Origin of the sequence: Chitinophaga sp., assembly GCF_036569185.1 — a bacterium.
In the GTDB taxonomy this organism is placed as follows: Bacteria; Bacteroidota; Bacteroidia; order Chitinophagales; family Chitinophagaceae; genus Chitinophaga.
The window spans coordinates 1-17,381 of sequence record NZ_DATCRD010000095.1 but is presented as its reverse complement, the minus strand read 5'-3'; the positions used below and the strand labels follow the sequence as shown (position 1 = coordinate 17,381).

Genomic DNA, 17,381 nt, shown 5'->3' with positions numbered 1-17,381 from the left:
CTGCCGGTAACCATTAAAACCCGTTTGGGCTGGGATGAGGAAACAAAAAATATTGAAGATGTAGCTGAAAGGCTCCAGGATGTAGGTATTAAAGCCCTTACCATTCATGGCCGTACACGGACCCAGATGTATAAAGGCAGCGCCGACTGGACCCTTATCGGAAAAGTAAAGAACAATCCACGCATACAAATCCCTATCTTTGGTAACGGTGATATATGTACGCCGGAACAGGCCATCGCCGCCAGGCAGAAATATGGCGTAGATGGCGTAATGATAGGAAGGGCCGCTATAGGGTACCCGTGGATCTTCAGGGAGATCAAGCATTTTATGAAGACAGGCGAACATTTAGCCCTGCCAACTGTTTTGGAGAGAGTGGAAGTCTGCAAAAAACACCTTCACCAGTCAGTTGCCTGGAAAGGAGAAGTAGTAGGCATACTGGAAATGCGCCGGCATTATACAAATTACCTCAAAGGGTTACCGCATATAAAAGAATTCAGACAACAATTAGTAACTTACAATACATTAGCTGAGATTGAGGAAGTACTAGACGCGGTGGTGTTACAATACAAGGACCATATATTCGAAAGGGCTGCTGCACACGATTTTCTGCCGGCTGATAATGAAATGGCCGGTTGTAACGTTTACGGATAAACGGATAAACCCCGGGATATAAAAAAATAAAAATTACTTTCACATGACCACAATTAAAAATCTGAAAAATGAAGTCTGGAAAGACTTACAGATTAAAAACAAATCTGCCCTGCGTAAAAAATACGCTGTTTCAAACATGGGGAGAGTGATCAGTTATCATGAAAGTACCGAAGATGGTAAGCTGCTCACGGGGTCTACCGTGGAAGGCTATACGGTATTAAACGTAAAGCCGGCAGACAGCTACCAGTCACTCTACCTGCACCGGGAAGTGGCTAAACTTTTCAGCAAAAAAGGAGGACGGGCGCATAAGTATGTGATTCACCTGGACTACGATAAAAAGAACAATAAAGCCTCCAACCTTCAATGGGCTACCAAAGAGGAAATGGAAGAGCATCAGCAAAAAAGCCCGGCTAAGCTGGCCTACAAAGAAAAGCAGCGCAATCGTGTAAAAGGTTTGAAACTAAATGTTTCCAAAGTAAAGAGTATCAAACGCCTGCTCAGCAAACCCGGTAAAAAAACAATGAAGCAGATCGCGGAACAGTTCGATATCAGCGAAATGCAACTCTACCGTATTAAAAGCGGGGAAAACTGGGGGCACGTAACACTGGATTAAAGCCTGGTTTGCCAGGACTGATCATATATGATGTTGTCTGACAATGGCCATACAATCAGTATGGCCATTGTTACTTGGTTTAGGCTCGCCTTACGTATAGTGTATTCCGTTAGAGGTCTCCCCGTATCATTTCCCCTAACACCTTCCGGTAATGAATGCTATCCAGCAGCACCGGCTCATAGCCCAGCAGTATCACCTGTTTTCGTGCACGCGATAACGTTACCAGCAGCTTCCTGTCTACCTCTATCTCCTCTTCCTCCCATTGAAACTGCCCGAGGCACTGCAGTGTTTGCACCTGCGCGGCATGATATACCGCCAGGGATACAATGATAATATCGTTTTCAGAGCCCTGGAACCGTTCTACGGTATCAATATTAATATCCTGCAATACCTCATCATCTGCAATCAGCTCCCGGATAAGGCTGATCTGTGTTCGCCAGGGTGTTACCACTCCTACAGTCTCTTTGCTGAAGCCGGCGCCATAACGGGCTTTCAGGTGATGAAGTAAGGATGCCACCCACTTTGCCTCTGTTTTATTCATTTTGGAGCTGGGCTCGTAAGGGCTGCTGATAAATATTTTTCTTCCTAAAGACAGGATCCGCTCCCAGCCAGGGTGTTCACGAACGGCAAGCGGGTCAAAACCGGCTTTCTGTTCTTCCTTCCCGGAAGATAACTGCCCTGCATAATAATGATTAACCAATGCCGCGATGCTGTCGTGCATCCGGAAATGTGTGTTGAGCATGCCCCAGGCATGGCGCCAGTGCCTCGTTTTACAGCGTTGTATCAGCCGCTCAAAAATAGAGGTTCGCAGATCCCGGATACCCAGCTCCTGCAAACAGGGGGCTTTCACCTGGCAGAACCAGGCTTCCTGCGCCACTACCGGCGGCAACTGGTTCTGATCCCCTATCAGGATAAACTTCCTGAAAGGCATCAGCAGCCCCAGCAACTGAGGCTCTGTTAACTGGGAGGCTTCATCCACAATTAAAGTATCGGCAGGAATCCCCATCATTGTGAGCTGTTCCAGCCGTGTAACCATAGTAGCCACCGTGGCTACAAATACCCGATGCCCCGTAATATAGTTCCTGGCATCGTCCAGTGACCCTTCCAGGCAGTATTGCCGCAGCGTAAGCGAAGCATCTGAATTCCGCCCGCCCATACGCAGGTGCCTGATGTCTTTGGCTTCCAGCTTATGGCATATTTCCTCCACTGCCTTGTTGGTAAAGGCAACAATGATCACATAGTGATCCTGTTTTATCATCTCTCCTACTATGGTAGTAAGCATGGAAGATGTTTTACCGGTGCCGGGCGGTCCCTGTAGCAGGTAATAATCCTGCGCCTCCAGGGCCTGTCTCACAATTTGTTCCTGGTTAGCATTAAACATGGCGGGCGTGGGGTGTTGTAAAGGATACCATCGTGGCGTGGTAAGTCCCAGCAGCAGATTGGTACGCTCCCGGTAAAGCGGGGAAATCACATGGAAAAGTGATGCAGTAGCTGTCCAGTAGTTGGATTCATAAATATCGTGCTCAATGATCCATTCATCGAATTGCCGGAAGAAATCAAGCGTCATCTGCCGGTTGTTCAGTGAAAATGCCAGCTGGTTTTTCCCAAGATCCTCTATCCTCCCCTTCAGCAGCTGTTGCTGTAAAGGCTGTAGTTCTGTACTGGTACGGGGATAAATAATAGCTGTGTCTCCCCTGCGGAAATTATGGCTAACGGGCACGACTATATCAAAAAGCACGGAGCTGTTAACAGCGTCAAATTCCCGGAACCGCAACCCGGGAATGATATTGAAGCGCGACAACTTATCTTTTTCCTGTTGCAGCCACAGCGCAGCAAAGCCGTCGGCATCATCTTCCCGGTTAATTTCTGAGAACATACCGCACTTTGCCTGCAGGTATTCCCTTAGCATAAAAGCGAGGAATTCGTGGTAATAGGCTTTGGCTACAGGGGATGCTGTTTGCCATGCCTGTTCAAAAGTGGTGAAATGAGCTGCACTGAAAGGAGGCAGGCCCAGCGCAGCTGCGCCGGTAATAGTACCAAGTACATCAAATTCCCCTCCTGCAAGCCGCAGCAGCATGGCTACCACCTCATTGCGTAACAGCAACAGGTCGTTTTCCGTATGGTGGGTACTGCTTACATTACGCAAAGGAGTAGTGGTGGCGGCGGAGTACAGGATGGCCGAACTGCCCTTCCGGTGCCGTCCAAAGGCCGAACGCAGCAGGAGGTTGTACCCTACTACCTGCATTTCGTGGTTTTTCCAGGTATTGAAATCGGGGCATTTCCCGCTTTTCAGTTCAAAAATCTCTTTCCGGTATTCGTCGCTGTCATCTTCTGCCATCAGGTCCAGCCGTCCTTGTAATCCGTATTGGGCGGAGAAAAAGGTGGGCTCTATTCTTACCGGTTTATCCTGTAATTCCTTTACCGTATTATGCAGGTTACCCCAGTGTTGCTGCCGGATATCCCGGAACATTTCATTGATCTTCTCCCGGCCGTAAGCGGCCGCCTGCAGCACGTTTTCAGCCACTGCCTCCACAAATGAGCTTTTGAAATCCATGTCGCGGTTACGGAGCATTTCATCCAGCAGGGCATTTACCAGGTTTCCTTTAAATGCCGCCGGGCTGGAGGCCTGGGGAGTAAGTTTTTTAACAAGATATAATAACCGGTTGGACCCTTTGTGGGTAAAACATTCGGCCAGGTCGCTGATGTCTATAAGGAGGTCTGGTTCCAGTACTACCTGGCTTTCGCTGGTAGTCGTGTATTCGTGACCGTTAACGCCCTGGCGGCAGTGAAGCACATGAATGGTGTCGTATGGACGGAGTAAGCCGTGAAGGGATACCACTGCAGTTGGGTCCATGTGCTCCAGCAGGAGCTGAAAGGCTCCCTGTTCATCATTTTTTACATCCAGCAGCAAGGTATACTTACCCAATGTATTGGTGTTGAGCGCACCAACGGCGGTAACCATGCATTTCAGCAGGGAGAGGCTGCCGGGGCGGTGTTGCCAGGCAAGGGATAGTTTGTTTGAGCCCGCAGGGGCGTATAATTCAGTGAGCGCGGGTGGTGGCGCTGCCTGGTAGCACCAGGCTACAGATTCTGTGAGGGCTTTGATACACAGTAGATGTTCGGCTTCCTGCAGGGGGAACATTCCCCTTGTAGCTTTGCTGGTGAGTATACGGAGGGCGGTCAGTTGCTGGTGAATGTCGGGGGGAACGGTTTGCCGGTCGAAATAAAACTGCATGCGGGCAAACAGGTTCCCGAAAGAGCGGGTTTCTTTCCGGGTCAGATCCCGGAAAAGGATTTCCAGGATCTGTTTATAATGACGGGTCTTATCTTCCGTATCTGTTATACTGTGGGCTTCTTTTATCCTCGCGTAAAACGCAGCTGCTGTGTGTAATGCCTGCATACTGCAAGTTAATGAATCGTTGCCGTTTGCATGGATGCAGCATTTGTTATACCTTTCTTACGATTTATAATGTAATCTTCATTTTTTATGTCAGCCAAAAAAATAGCCATTATAGGTGGAGGAAACCTGGGCTCGGCCATCGCCCGGGGATTGCTGAAGAGCGGATTTTCAAAGGCCGGCGATATCATTGTTACCAAGCGTAACACCACTACCCTTACAGATCTGCGCGACGCGGGTGTGCAGATAGAAACGGATAATGATATAGCCATCCGCGAAGCGGAAATAATTGTAGTGGCATTAAAGCCCTACAATGTGCGGGAAATACTGCAGGAGTTCAAGGGTTCCTTTGACCCTGCAAAGCATATACTGATCAGCGTGGTGACCGGTGTAAGCATCGACGACCTGGAGCATGTGGTGCCTGGTATGCCGGTGGTAAGAGCCATGCCCAATACGGCTATAGCCATACAGGAATCAATTACCTGTATTTCTCATAAGCATGCCACGGAAGAACAGATCCGTTATGTGAAAACCATGTTCGATCAACTGGGAGCCACTGTTACGATAGATGAAAAACTGATGGATGCCGCTACAGTGCTGGGTGCTTGCGGTATTGCCTTTGCGTTGCGCTTTATCCGTGCAAATATCCAGGGTGGTATTGAAATAGGTTTTGATGTACGTACTGCCAGTTTAATTGCCGCGCAAACGGTAAAAGGGGCAGCGGAGCTGCTGATCCGGGAAAACCGTCATCCTGAAGAAGAAATTGATAAGGTAACTACGCCCAAAGGCTGTACTATTGCCGGTTTGAACGAAATGGAACACCAGGGCTTCAGTTCTTCCCTGATAAAAGGAATAACTGCATCTTACGATAAAATTGTAAAAGACTAATCTTTACGGGGATACTCGAAGAAGAGGAACTTTTTCTTTGCCAGGTCAAAATCTTTCCAGCTATCGGTATCTGCCTGGACGCCAAAGATGCCGGTAGTGGGTACATTGTCGATCCTGATCTCTTCAGTGAGGTAATTGGCAAAATCGGTGATGCCGGGGTTATGAGCAAAGATGGCCACGGCGCCAAAGTCGTCGTCAATTTTGGTGATTACCTTGAGAAAAGTGGCAGCATAGCAGAGATAAAGTTCTTCTTCCAGCAGGATCGCCTGCTTGGGATAGCTCCATTCACTGGCCATTATTTTAGCAGTAGACCGGGCTCTCTTCGCCGGGCTGGAAATAATCAGTTCCGGCACCATACCTCTTGTAATGAGGCGCTGTGCCATTTCGGGCGCATTTGCTTTTCCCCGTTTATTGAGGGGCCGGTCAAAATCATCCATGTCCGGATCGGTCCAGCTGGACTTAGCATGACGTATAAGTAGTAATGTTTTCATGGGCTGAAAACCTATAATTAACTATAACGAAAATACAGATTTTACAGGAAGTTAACTTGTTAGACTTATACTGTCTGAGCGGGTGGGGTTATTTAAGATAAAATTAACATGAAAACAAATAGTCATTCAAATAATAAGAGATCTGATCGCCCGGTTCAAAAGGTCGTTTTTTTGAATGCCGGATGACCAGATCCCTGGCTATTTGTATAGGATTAATATCCTCTTTCGTTTTTGCCTTCCATATAGTTCATGAATGCTTTATTCACAACACGGTTACCACCCGGGGTTGGGTAATTACCGGTAAAGTACCAGTCGCCCAGGTTATTCGGGCAGGCTTCATGAAGGCTTTCGATAGATTGGTAAATCACTTCTATTTCCGCCTTAATACCGCCCGGATTGAGGATTTCGGCGATTTTAGCAGAAATCTGTTCGGGGGTAAAGGGCTTATAGATATTCTTCACTACGTTTTGTGCGTGAAGGGTATTGGTGCGTTGCAGTTCCTTGCAGAGGCCGTAGGCTTCATTCAGGATATGTTCCTTGCCATGATCTTTCAGGAGGCCGATGGCTGCCTGGAAGGCCACAAAATCGCCCATTTTGCTCATGTCGATACCATAGCAGTCGGGGTAGCGGATCTGTGGGGCTGATGATACGATGATGATCTTTTTGGGGCCCAGGCGGTCCAGCATCTTCACAATACTTTCTTTCAGCGTGGTACCACGTACAATTGAATCGTCTATCACCACCAGGGAATCAATACCGGGTCTTATTTTACCATAGGTGATGTCGTATACGTGCTGTACCATTTCATTACGGCTGGAGTCTTCCGTAATAAACGTGCGCATTTTCACATCCTTGGTGGCAATCTTATCGATACGGATGCGGCGGTTCACCATTTCGGAGAGTTTTTCCTCATCGAAATCGTTGCCCCAGGAGAGGATACGTTCTACTTTTATTTTGTTGAGATAGGCTTCCAGTCCTTTTAACAGGCCATAGAAGGCTACTTCAGCGGTGTTGGGAATAAAAGAGAAGATGGTGTTTTTGAGGTCATTGTCGATGGCCTTCAATACGGTGCCGGATAAATGCCTGCCCAGTGCAGTACGTTCCCTGTATATTTTCTCATCGTTACCACGGGAGAAGTAAATCCTTTCAAAGCTGCAGGCTTTACGTTCTTTGGGTTCGAGGATCTGTTCAATACTGTAGTCGCCGTTGTTTTTCACGATCAGCGCTGTACCGGGCATCAGTTCCAGTACTTCATTTTCGCCTACGTTAAAGGTGGTGCGGATAGCAGCCCTTTCGGAGGCGGCCACAATCACATCATCATTAATATAGTAGTAGGAAGGACGGATACCATGTGCATCGCGGATCACGAAGGCGTCTCCGGAGCCGATCAGGCCGCAGGTGTGGTAACCGCCGTCGAACATGGAAAACGACTGTTGGAGGATCTTTTTGATATCCAGGTCGTTGCTGCCTTCATTGTCTTCTTTGGCAAGGAAATGATGTACCACTTCCAGCATGGCGGCCAGGTCGCTGTTTTTGTGTACTTCCCCTGGTTGCGCCTTGGAGAATTCAAACAGCTCATCCGTGTTTATCAGGTTGAAGTTCCCTGCCATAGCGAGATTGCGGGCAGGAATGGTATTGTAGCGGACAAACGGGTGGCAGAGCTCCACATTGTTTTTACCCTGGGTAGCGTAGCGGATATGACCCATCATGAGCTCCCCGAGGAAACGTACATGGCCTTTCATCAGGCCCGGGTATTTGGTGATTTCCGGTTGATATTTTTCTATCTCCTGGATTTCATCCCTTACTTTCCCGAAAATATCCCCGATAGCCTGTGGAGCCGCACTGCGGATACGGTGCATAAAGGGCACGCCGGGTTCGGTGTTCAGTTTCACGGTGGCCAAACCAGCGCCATCCTGGCCTCTGTTGTGTTGTTTTTCCATGAGCAGGTATAGTTTGTTCAGCCCATAGAAAACACTCCCATATTTTTGTTGGTAGTAGGAAAACGGTTTTCTTAACCTTATAAATGCCAGACCGCATTCATGTTTGATCGCATCACTCATGGCAGAAAATTGAAGTCGCAAAGGTACGCCAAAAAAGGAGAAAACCAGAAAGCGATTGGTAAAGCTATCAGCCTTTGCCTATTCTGTATCAGGGCAAAAAAAAGCGGGGATAAAAGCTTTCGCCTCTCTCCCCGTTTTAATGAATAGCTTTATGATTATTGTTTGGCCAAACCAGCCATCCACTGGCTGATGTGGTTACACTCCTTATATTGATCGTCCACATGTACATAGAAAGTGGGGATCTTTTCGATGAGCCATTTGTTAATGGCCTCTGCGCGTTTGATATCCAATGTTCTTTGCTGGATGCGGGAATAATCGTCGGTAAGATTTTCCCGGTGTGGCTGGGTGCGTGTTTTCAGGTAAACGATCCGTACAGCGGTACGGCCATTTTCGTCTGTAAACTGCACTGGTGCGGAAATCTGGCCTGGTTTCAGGGTATCCAGCATCATTACAATATCCCTTTCCGTAGGATCATCCAGCTGATCAATAGTGATGAGGGTGCTTCCATCGCCGGTTTTTGACTGCATCATACCGCCGTCGAATTTAGCGCTTGGCGCATCACTGTATTTTGCTACAGCTTCAGAGAAGGTGATTTTTCCTGCCAGGATACTTTTACGGATGGAATCCAGTTTGGCGGTATTGGCAGCCAGATCTGATTTGGTTACAGCCGCCCTTACCAGGATGTGTTGTACGGTAACATTATCGCCGGAGCGTTTCAGCATCATGATCAGGTGGTAACCATGTTGCGACTTCACAGGAGAAGACATTTCCCCTTCTTTCAAACGGAAAGCGGCTGCCAGGAAGTCGGGATCCCAGGTGTTTTTATCATTACGGTTCAGTGTATATACGCCTTTGTTATCCTTTACGCCCGGATCTTCGGAGTACAGGATAGCCAGGGAGCCGAAATCTGATTCTTTATTCTGAACACGTTTTTTGAAATCGAGGATGCGGTCTATAGCGTACTGGTCCATTTCGCGGGTAGCCTTTGGCTGCAGTACCAGGGTACCGATTTCCAGTTCGGACTCATAAAAATGGAGACTGTCTTTCGGAATAGCATCAAAGAAGCGTTTTACTTCTGAGGGGGTTACTTTTACCGGTTCAACGATCTTGTTGCGCATGGCCTGTGCCAGTAATCCTTCTTTAATAGGCTGACGGAAGCGTTCGCGGAGCTGATAAATGGAATAGCCGGTAATTTCCTTCATTTTTTCTTTACTGCCGTACATTGATTCAAAGTACCGGATACGGTTTTCCATCTGGGCTTCCACATCGCCGTCGCTTACGGGTAAGCTATCCCTTTCCGCCTGTAATACCATTACTTTCTGGGAAATCAGCATTTCCAGTGTTTTGCAGGCTGCGTCCGGCGGCAGGTTGCCATCAGGCGAGTTATGCTGCTGGTCGCTGAGCGCTCCGTCCATATCGGATTTGAGGATGATTTTATCTCCTACAACGCCGATAATCTTGTCTGCCACCAGTTTTTGCTGGGCCGTAGAAGCCTGCCATAACAGCAAAGCGCCTGCGGATAATGCTAAAAGTTTCTTCATACAAAAGCGGTAAAAACCAAAAATAACTATTTAAAAGTCAGTAGTATAGGGAAAGTCGATGGATTTAACAAAAGTTTAGATAAGCTGCCGCCTTTTAGCCGTAAGCATCTTAGCCAAAAAAAGCGAAGAAAATAACGATGCCAGGTTTTGCACGATGGATCATTATTTTCTTCGCTGTATGTTATTTTAAAGCGGGGTAGTTTGAGGCTACCGGCTTTTTATAAAGTTCTCTTCACTTCTACTTCTTCGAAACCTTCGATGTAATCGTTTGGTCTCAGATCGCTGTATCCGCGAACGCTCAAACCGCACTCCATGTTGGCGGCTACTTCTTTCACGTCATCTTTATAACGTTTCAGGGAGCCGAGTTCGCCGGTGTGAACCACGATACCGTCGCGCACCACGTTGATACGGGTGTTTCTTGTCAGCTTGCCATCGATAACGAAGCAGCCAGCCACGGTAACTTTTTCGAATTTGTAAGTTTCGCGCACCTGTACGTTGCACACCACTTTCTTCTCGATTTTTGGTTCCAGCATACCTTCCATGGCGCTCTTGATTTCATCGATCGCGTCATAGATGATGGAGTAGTTACGGATCTCGATATTTTCTTTTTCCGCGAGCTTGGCAGCCTGGGAAGAAGGTCGTACCTGGAATCCGAGGATGATAGCATCAGAGGCGGTTGCCAGCAATACGTCGGATTCAGTGATCTGACCTACTGCTTTGTGAACGATGCTGATCACGATTTCTTCGGTAGACAGTTTCTGCAGGGAATCGCTCAACGCTTCCACGGAACCATCAAAGTCGGCTTTGATGATGAGGTTCAGCTGTTTGAAGTTACCCAGTGCCAAACGGCGGCCGATTTCATCCAGGGTGATATGTTTCTTGGTACGGATACCTTGTTCGCGAACGATCTGTGCCCTGCGGTTAGCAACTTCTTTAGCTTCAGACTCATCAGAGTACATTTTGAATTTCTCACCTGCCTGTGGAGCACCATTCAAACCGAGTACCTGTACCGGCATGGATGGACCTGCTTCTTCCATTTTCTGGCCGCGTTCGTTGAACATGGCTTTAATTTTTCCGAAGAAGGAGCCGGATACAATGGTATCGCCCTGGTGGAGGGTACCATTCTGTACCAGCAGGGAGGCAACATACCCGCGGCCTTTATCCAGGGTCGCTTCCACGATACTTCCGGAGGCTTCACGGTCGGGATTGGCTTTCAATTCCAGCAGTTCTGCTTCCAGCAATATTTTTTCGAGGAGCACATCAATATTTAACCCGCTTTTCGCAGATATTTCCTGGCTCTGGTATTTACCGCCCCAGTCTTCCACCAGGAGGTTCATGCCGGCCAGTTGTTCTTTGATACGTTCAGGATTTGCGCCTTCTTTATCCACTTTGTTGATAGCGAATACCATTGGCAGACCGGCAGCCTGCGAGTGGGAGATGGCTTCTTTTGTTTGTGGCATGATAGCATCATCAGCAGCAATCACGATAACGGCGATATCCGCTGCTTTGGCACCACGGGCACGCATTGCGGTAAACGCTTCGTGACCGGGGGTATCGAGGAAGGTGATCTTTTTGCCGCTGGCTGTTGTTACCTGGTATGCACCGATGTGCTGGGTGATACCGCCGGCTTCACCGGCTACCACGTTTGCACTGCGGATATAATCGAGCAGGGAGGTTTTACCGTGATCGACGTGACCCATGATGGTTACGATCGGAGCACGTGGAACCAGGTCTGCAGGATCATCTACTTCGTCTTCATCATCAGTTTCTTCTGCATCTTCCAGACCAATGAATTCAACTTCGTATCCAAATTCGCCGGCAACCAGTTCTATTACTTCCGCATCGAGGCGTTGGTTGATAGATACCATGATACCGAGGCCCATACATTTAGAGATTACTTCCGCGAAGCTAACATCCATCAGGTTGGCCAGTTCGGATACAGAAACGAATTCTGTTACCTGGAGTTTGCTTTCTCCTCCATCGCCCTGGTTAATTTTCTGGTTGGCTCTTTCTTCGCGTTTTTCCCTGCGGTGTTTGGCTTTCACGTTTTTACCGCGACCGCCGCCACCGAGTTTGGCCATTGTTTCCTTGATCTTATTCTGGATCTCGTTCTTATCGATTTCTTTTTCTTCGGTAGTACGTTTATCCTCGCCGCGGTGCTGACCGGGTCTGTTGAAGTTGCCGCCCTGGCCTGGCCTGTTATAGCCACTGCCTTGTCCGGGTCTGTTTCCTCCACCCTGGCCACCGCCCGGACGGTTGTAACCGCCGCCTTGTCCGGCTGGTCTGTTACCGCTGCCTGGACCACCTTGTCCGGCTGGCCTGTTATAGCCTCCGCCCTGACCCTGGCCTTGTCCGGCCGGCCTGTTGTAACCACTGCCGGTACCTGTGTTGGCACCGCCTGGCCGGTTGTGCGCGCGGTTATCGCCCTGTGGACGATTACCACCCTGGTGTCCGCCGCGGTTATCATGGTGGGGGCGATTGCCGCCTTGTCCGCCATGTTGATGCGGGCGATGTTCGCCTGTTGCGCCGCCTTCTTTGCGGTCGCCTTCTTTAAAGTCTTTAGGCTGAACAGGTTCAGGTTTCTTTTCCACGATGATACGCTTGCGTTTGCGTTTCTCGTCCCTGTTAAAGTTGCTGTTCTTGTTATTATCGCGTCTGTCAGACTGAACTGGCAGCTCAATTTTACCGATTACTTTAGGGCCGGTTAATTTTTCGGCCTGGATATTTTCAATCACAGCAGCACCGGAGGCCTCGTCCTGTCCCTGTGAGGCGGCCGGAGGAGGTGTAGGTGGGGTGTTTTCGGCAGTAGAGGGTTTGCGATTTTCCGGTTTTACAACATTCTTAACAGGAATTTGCGCCGGTTCTTTGGCTGCAGCCGGTTTTGCCTCTTGTAATACTTCTTCCACTTTTTTAACTACAGGTTTATCTTCAACCGGTGCGGCTTTTTCCGTTTTGTCTGTCGTATCGGTCTTGTCTGTTTTCGCTACTTTCTCTGCCGGTGTAGTGGTTTCGGCTTTAGGGGCCTGTTCCACTTTATCAGCTTTGTCAACTGGTTTTTCAGTTGGCGCTGCAGTTGCTTCCTGTGCAGGCTTAGGTTCCGGCTTTTCAGCAACGGGAGGAGCAGGGGGAACCGCTGGTTTTTCTTCTTTTACCGGTGATTTTTCTGCTGCCTGTTGCGGGGCCGGGGTTTCTTCCTGGTCTTTTCTGGCAACTGGTTTTTTATTGCGGTTCAGTGCGTCCAGATCGATGGTGGTGATCACTTTAGGGCCGTTTATTTTCGGCGATTCAGTTTTCTTCACCGTGTCTGGTTCTGCCGGAGGAGGCGTTGCCGGCGCTTTGGGAACTTCCGCAACAGGGGGAGCTGTAACAACGGGTGGTTCAGGCTTCGGTTCAGCTTTTTCCTTTGCGGGTGGCGGAGTTGCCGGGGCAACATTCGCCTGTGGTTGTGGTTCCGGTTTAGGGGTTTCCTTAGCCGGTTCCGGTTTAGTTTCAGGCTTTGCTTCCTGTTTGGGAGCAGCAGCCGTCTCTTCTTTTTCTTTAGTATTATTCTTTTTAGCCGCCGCTTCCGCTTCCTCCTTTTCTTTCTTCTTCATCGTTTCTAACACGCTTCCTTTAGGCAGGGCTATCTGGTCGCTTTTGCGCTTGTTAGCCTTGTCCTGCTGGAACTCCGACTGCAGTGCTGTATACATAACAGCCGTAAGACGGGCATTGGGAGAACCAAAGCCGTCCATATCAAAGCCTTTATTGCCAAGGAAATCGATGAGGGTTTCCTTACCAATATTAAACTCTTTGGCTGCAGCCAGCAATCGTGGTGTGTTGTTTGTTGTTTCAGGCATATCGTATTTCGGGCCTCCCCTGTTTCCCGTTTCTTCAAAACGGGATGTTTTTTTACGTTTAAACAATAACTCGAAAAAATCAATTCCCTTTCTAATAAGGCCTTTACCTGGGAAGGGTTGTGGCTCGGCTTTATTCTTTGTCAAACTCTTCCTGTAATATTCTTCTTACATCCTGCACTGTCTCTTCTTCCAGATCGGAACGGCGAACCAGTTCTTCAACGGTCAGCTCCAATACGCTGCGGGCAGTGTCACAACCTATTCGTTTAAGCTCATCTATTATCCATTCTTCGATTTCATCCGAGAATTCTTCCAGATCGATATCAAATTCTGACTGTTCCTGTGCTTCATCACGGAACACATCAATCTCATAACCAGTCAGTTCACAAGCCAGCTTTATGTTTACTCCTTTTTTACCGATAGCCAGTGATACCTGGTCGGGGTTGAGGTAAACGGAAGCGTATTTGTTCTCGTTATCCACTTCCATACGGCTGATCCGGGCAGGTGTTAACGAACGCTGGATCAACAATTGAATGTTGGTGGTAAAGTTAATGATATCTATGTTTTCATTTCTCAATTCGCGTACGATACCGTGTATGCGGCTTCCTTTCATACCCACGCAGGCTCCTACCGGGTCTATACGGTCATCGTAGGATTCAACAGCCACTTTGGCTCTTTCTCCCGGTTCGCGAACAATTTTCTTGATAACAATCAGCCCGTCAAAGATCTCAGGCACCTCAATTTCCAGCAATTTAGCCAGGAAGGATGGATGTGTACGGGAGAGAATGATGAGTGGCGCGTTGTTTTTCATTTCTACTTTCTTCACCACCGCTCTTACGTTCTCCCCTTTCTTGAAATAATCTGTGGGGATCTGTTCAGATTTAGGCAAAATTAACTCATTCCCTTCATCATCAAGCAATAAAACTTCTTTTTTCCAAACCTGGTATACTTCGCCATTTACAATTTCACCTGCTTTATCGGCATATTTCTTTACCAGGATGTTCTTTTTCAGGTCGCCGATACGGGCAGATAAAGTTTGCTTTGCCGCCAGGATAGCCCTGCGGCCGAAGTCCATGATCTCTACTTCCTCATATAAATCCTCTCCTACCTGGTAATCCGGTTCTACCAGGATTGCTTCAGAATAGGCGATCTGGGCATTGTCATCTTCTACTTCCCCATCATTCACAATGGTTCGACGGCGTAATATTTCAAGGTCACCTTTTTCGGTATTTACAATCACGTCAAAATTCTCATCTGAGCCATACTTTTTCCGCAGAAGCGTTTTAAACACATCCTCCAGGACCTTCATCAATGTAGGACGGTCGATGTTTTCCGCCTCCTTGAACTCGGTAAATGACTCAATCAGGTTAATACTAGCCATGTTTAGTTGTTATATTTTAAAACACGATGCACACCTTTGTGTGCTTTATTTCATTAAGTTTTAAATCAGTTGACTTTTTTTCTTTCTTTTTGCCGATCAGTTCCTCGATGTTAATAGCATCTTCGGTAACCGTTTGCAGGGTGCCCTCCTTCACGGAGCCATCCAGCAGGGTAACTTCCACTTTACGACCAATATTTTTAAGGTATTGTCTGTGCAGTTTGAGCGGTTCATCCAGGCCTGCGGACGAAACTTCCAGGGAGAAATCATTATTCGGGAACAGTTCAGCCGCTTCCAGCAAAGGATATAACTGGCGGTTGAATGACACCAGTGTAGCCACCGGCACCCCTTTATCCCCGTCCAAAAAGAGCTTGATATTGTTAGTGGGCTTAATTCTGATGTCTACCAAAAAATTGTCGGGATCATTCGCCAGCAGTCCTTCTGCTATTTCCCGGATCGTTTTTATCACGTGTTCGTTTGCCATACAAAAAGCGCGAAGGGGACAATATCTCGTCCCCTTCGTTTGAATCATTTTTCCTCATACAAAAGTAGGATTTTATTTTGATTGAAAAACTATTTCTTTAACTTGTATCTAAATATTTATGGGAGATGCACCACCATCTTTCATATATATATTTAAAATATCTGACGTGACAACCCCTTTCTGGCGAAAAATAAATATTGAGCTGTTGGCATGGCCCCTGGGCCTAACCCTTCTATATTTGATGACTCCCGATGAAAATGCCGGCAGTTTGTGCCTGTTTAAAAATATAGGAATCCCCATTTGCCCCGGCTGTGGATTAGGCCATGGGATCCATTATTTTTTACACGGGCAGTGGAGCGCTTCCATCCACCATCATTGGTTGGCTCCCCTGACGGTGGTGGTGCTGCTGTACCGGATTGTACAACTGGCCAGGGACCAATACGCTGATTTTAAACAATCATAAACCCAACACTATGAACGATTTTTCATTTGCGATGCTCCCCGGGATCGAAACCGAGGAAATGATGTGGCTACAGGAGCTTACCAAGAGCTATTCCGCAGAGAACAAGCAGAGATTCCTGGCGGTATACCAGGGCAGACGCAAAGACCCGCAAACAATTCTTATCTGCAGCCTTATTGGTTTCCTGGGCTTTGCCGGTGTGCAACGCTTCCTGCTAGACCAGATAGCCATGGGAATTGTATACTTTATCACCCTGGGCTTTTGTGGTATCGGCACCATTATAGACGCCATCAATGCCCGTAAAATGGCCTGGCAGTTCAATAAGAAAGAAGCCCTGGCTTCTGCGGCTCTGCTTGGACTTTAATCTCTTCCGAAAGTTAAAAAAACCTTAAAATGAGGTGATTTTCAGGGAGTCGGAATGTATATTCCGCTACCTTCGTGTCATTATGTTAAGATTTTTTGTTTCTATATTTCTGGCCTGGCTGCTCTACAAACTGGTATTCGACCTGATCATACCAGGCTACAGGGTAACCAAGCAGGTACGCAGACAAATGAGCGATATGCAGGATCATATGCGACAGCAATATGAGCGGCAGAACGGCGGACAACCCGGCACTCAGCCACCCCCTCCGCAGCCTAAAAAAGCCGATAAAGGAGATTACATCGATTTCGAAGAAATTAAATAAAAAAAGGCCGGTAGATCACCGGCTTTTTTTATAGTGCCTTTTTGGGCTGAAAAATATCCATGATCGTTCGCGGCGCCTGCAGGTGAATGGTTTGTAACCCAACTGCCTTCGCCCCTTCTATATTAGGTAACGTATCGTCTATAAACAATGTTTCTTCCGGTAACAGCCCGTTTTCCTCCATTACCATGAGGTACGACTCTTTATCCGGCTTGCGGTAGCCCATCAGGTGGGAATAGTAAGCTTTGTCGAAAAAGCTGCCAAGTGAAGGAATACCCCTGCTTTCCTGCAATAACCGGTTGAAGGCCTCCAGGTGGATGGCATTGGTGTTACTCAACAGATACAGGTTGTAATGCTGCCGCAATTGTTGCAGTAGTTGTAGTCGCTGTAAAGGAAAATCCAGTAACATAGCATTCCATGCCGTTACTATCTGTTCGCCGGTAACCCCTTCGGGGACATGCTGCTGCATTTCAGCCAGAAATTCTTCCACGGAAACATGCCCTGTTTCCAGGCCGTTAAATAAGCTGGAACCATGAAACTGTGAATACAGCTCATTAAAATTTTTTACTCCCAACTGAGTGAATGCTTCACTGGTAAGCTGGTAATTGATGTTCAGGATAACGCCGCCTAAATCAAAAATAATATTCTTTATGCCTTGCATGTCGCAAATTTATTAATGATAGATGAAATTTTTTTAGGTTAATTCAATAAAATAATTAATTTTGCCGTCCCCTGAAAAGGGGAATCAGTTCTTCGGAACAGGTCCTATAGCTCAGTTGGTTAGAGCACCTGACTCATAATCAGGGGGTCCCAGGATCATGCCCTGGTGGGACCACGCAATAGAAAAGGCTTTCAGCGGATTGACGCGGAAAGCCTTTTTTCATTTGATACATGTTTTGATA

Annotated in this window: 14 protein-coding genes and 1 tRNA gene; 7 read left to right on the top strand and 8 right to left on the bottom strand. The window is 47.6% G+C overall.

Annotated elements, in window-relative coordinates:
• Together VIM72_RS07310 and VIM72_RS07305 are read left to right on the top strand one after the other, a co-directional pair.
• Positions 1-651, top strand: a 651-nt coding sequence (locus tag VIM72_RS07310) for a tRNA dihydrouridine synthase (protein ID WP_332002180.1), incomplete at its 5' end; no start/stop codon positions are given.
• 43 nt (positions 652-694) lie between these two features.
• A complete protein-coding gene (locus tag VIM72_RS07305) occupies positions 695-1,264 on the top strand; it encodes an NUMOD4 domain-containing protein (protein WP_325638765.1) in 570 nt (189 codons plus the stop codon).
• A 109-nt stretch (positions 1,265-1,373) separates the two neighbouring features.
• Here the strand turns inward: VIM72_RS07305 and VIM72_RS07300 are convergent, their stop codons facing one another.
• Positions 1,374-4,664: an AAA domain-containing protein gene (locus VIM72_RS07300; RefSeq protein WP_332002179.1), complete on the bottom strand. Its 3,291-nt coding sequence runs from the start codon at positions 4,662-4,664 to the stop codon at positions 1,374-1,376.
• Positions 4,665-4,751: 87 nt separating this feature from the next.
• Here VIM72_RS07300 and proC point away from each other — a divergent pair, with 87 nt between their 5' ends.
• The gene (gene proC / locus VIM72_RS07295; protein ID WP_332002178.1) at positions 4,752-5,549 is read left to right on the top strand and encodes a pyrroline-5-carboxylate reductase; all 798 of its coding nucleotides are present in this window, start codon (positions 4,752-4,754) and stop codon (positions 5,547-5,549) included.
• On the opposite strand, the gene VIM72_RS07290 is transcribed toward proC, so the two are convergent.
• The 6 genes from VIM72_RS07290 to rimP all read right to left on the bottom strand — a co-directional run bounded on the left by VIM72_RS07290 (position 5,546) and on the right by rimP (position 15,336).
• Positions 5,546-6,040, bottom strand: a complete 495-nt coding sequence (locus VIM72_RS07290) for a histidine phosphatase family protein (RefSeq protein ID WP_332002177.1) — start codon at positions 6,038-6,040, stop codon at positions 5,546-5,548. The two genes, proC and VIM72_RS07290, sit on opposite strands and share 4 nt — an antisense overlap.
• 212 nt (positions 6,041-6,252) lie before the next feature.
• Complete coding sequence (locus tag VIM72_RS07285; RefSeq protein WP_332002176.1) at positions 6,253-8,100, bottom strand: amidophosphoribosyltransferase; 1,848 nt, start codon at positions 8,098-8,100, stop codon at positions 6,253-6,255.
• A gap of 155 nt (positions 8,101-8,255) precedes the next feature.
• The gene (locus VIM72_RS07280) at positions 8,256-9,641 is read right to left on the bottom strand and encodes a peptidylprolyl isomerase (protein ID WP_332002175.1); all 1,386 of its coding nucleotides are present in this window, start codon (positions 9,639-9,641) and stop codon (positions 8,256-8,258) included.
• Between the two features lie 218 nt (positions 9,642-9,859).
• Positions 9,860-13,621: a translation initiation factor IF-2 gene (gene infB, locus VIM72_RS07275; RefSeq protein WP_332002174.1), complete on the bottom strand. Its 3,762-nt coding sequence runs from the start codon at positions 13,619-13,621 to the stop codon at positions 9,860-9,862.
• Complete coding sequence (gene nusA, locus VIM72_RS07270) at positions 13,608-14,855, bottom strand: transcription termination factor NusA (RefSeq protein WP_211971097.1); 1,248 nt, start codon at positions 14,853-14,855, stop codon at positions 13,608-13,610. Before nusA ends, infB begins: the two co-directional genes overlap by 14 nt.
• A 16-nt stretch (positions 14,856-14,871) precedes the next feature.
• Complete coding sequence (gene rimP / locus VIM72_RS07265) at positions 14,872-15,336, bottom strand: ribosome maturation factor (protein WP_332002173.1); 465 nt, start codon at positions 15,334-15,336, stop codon at positions 14,872-14,874.
• Between the two features lie 241 nt (positions 15,337-15,577).
• Here rimP and VIM72_RS07260 point away from each other — a divergent pair, with 241 nt between their 5' ends.
• The 3 genes from VIM72_RS07260 (at position 15,578) to VIM72_RS07250 (ending at position 16,482) form a co-directional block, all read left to right on the top strand.
• On the top strand, positions 15,578-15,799 hold the full coding sequence (locus tag VIM72_RS07260) for a DUF2752 domain-containing protein (RefSeq protein ID WP_332002172.1): 222 nt from the start codon (positions 15,578-15,580) through the stop codon (positions 15,797-15,799).
• Positions 15,800-15,809: 10 nt separating this feature from the next.
• Positions 15,810-16,160 carry a TM2 domain-containing protein gene (locus tag VIM72_RS07255; protein ID WP_142684453.1) on the top strand — a complete coding sequence of 117 codons (351 nt, stop codon included), beginning with the start codon at positions 15,810-15,812 and terminating at the stop codon, positions 16,158-16,160.
• A gap of 82 nt (positions 16,161-16,242) precedes the next feature.
• The gene (locus VIM72_RS07250) at positions 16,243-16,482 is read left to right on the top strand and encodes a hypothetical protein (RefSeq protein WP_332002171.1); all 240 of its coding nucleotides are present in this window, start codon (positions 16,243-16,245) and stop codon (positions 16,480-16,482) included.
• A 28-nt stretch (positions 16,483-16,510) separates the two neighbouring features.
• On the opposite strand, the gene VIM72_RS07245 is transcribed toward VIM72_RS07250, so the two are convergent.
• On the bottom strand, positions 16,511-17,140 hold the full coding sequence (locus tag VIM72_RS07245; protein ID WP_332002170.1) for an HAD family phosphatase: 630 nt from the start codon (positions 17,138-17,140) through the stop codon (positions 16,511-16,513).
• A gap of 100 nt (positions 17,141-17,240) precedes the next feature.
• Here VIM72_RS07245 and VIM72_RS07240 point away from each other — a divergent pair.
• Positions 17,241-17,314 (top strand) — tRNA-Ile (locus VIM72_RS07240).
• Positions 17,315-17,381 lie beyond the last annotated feature (67 nt).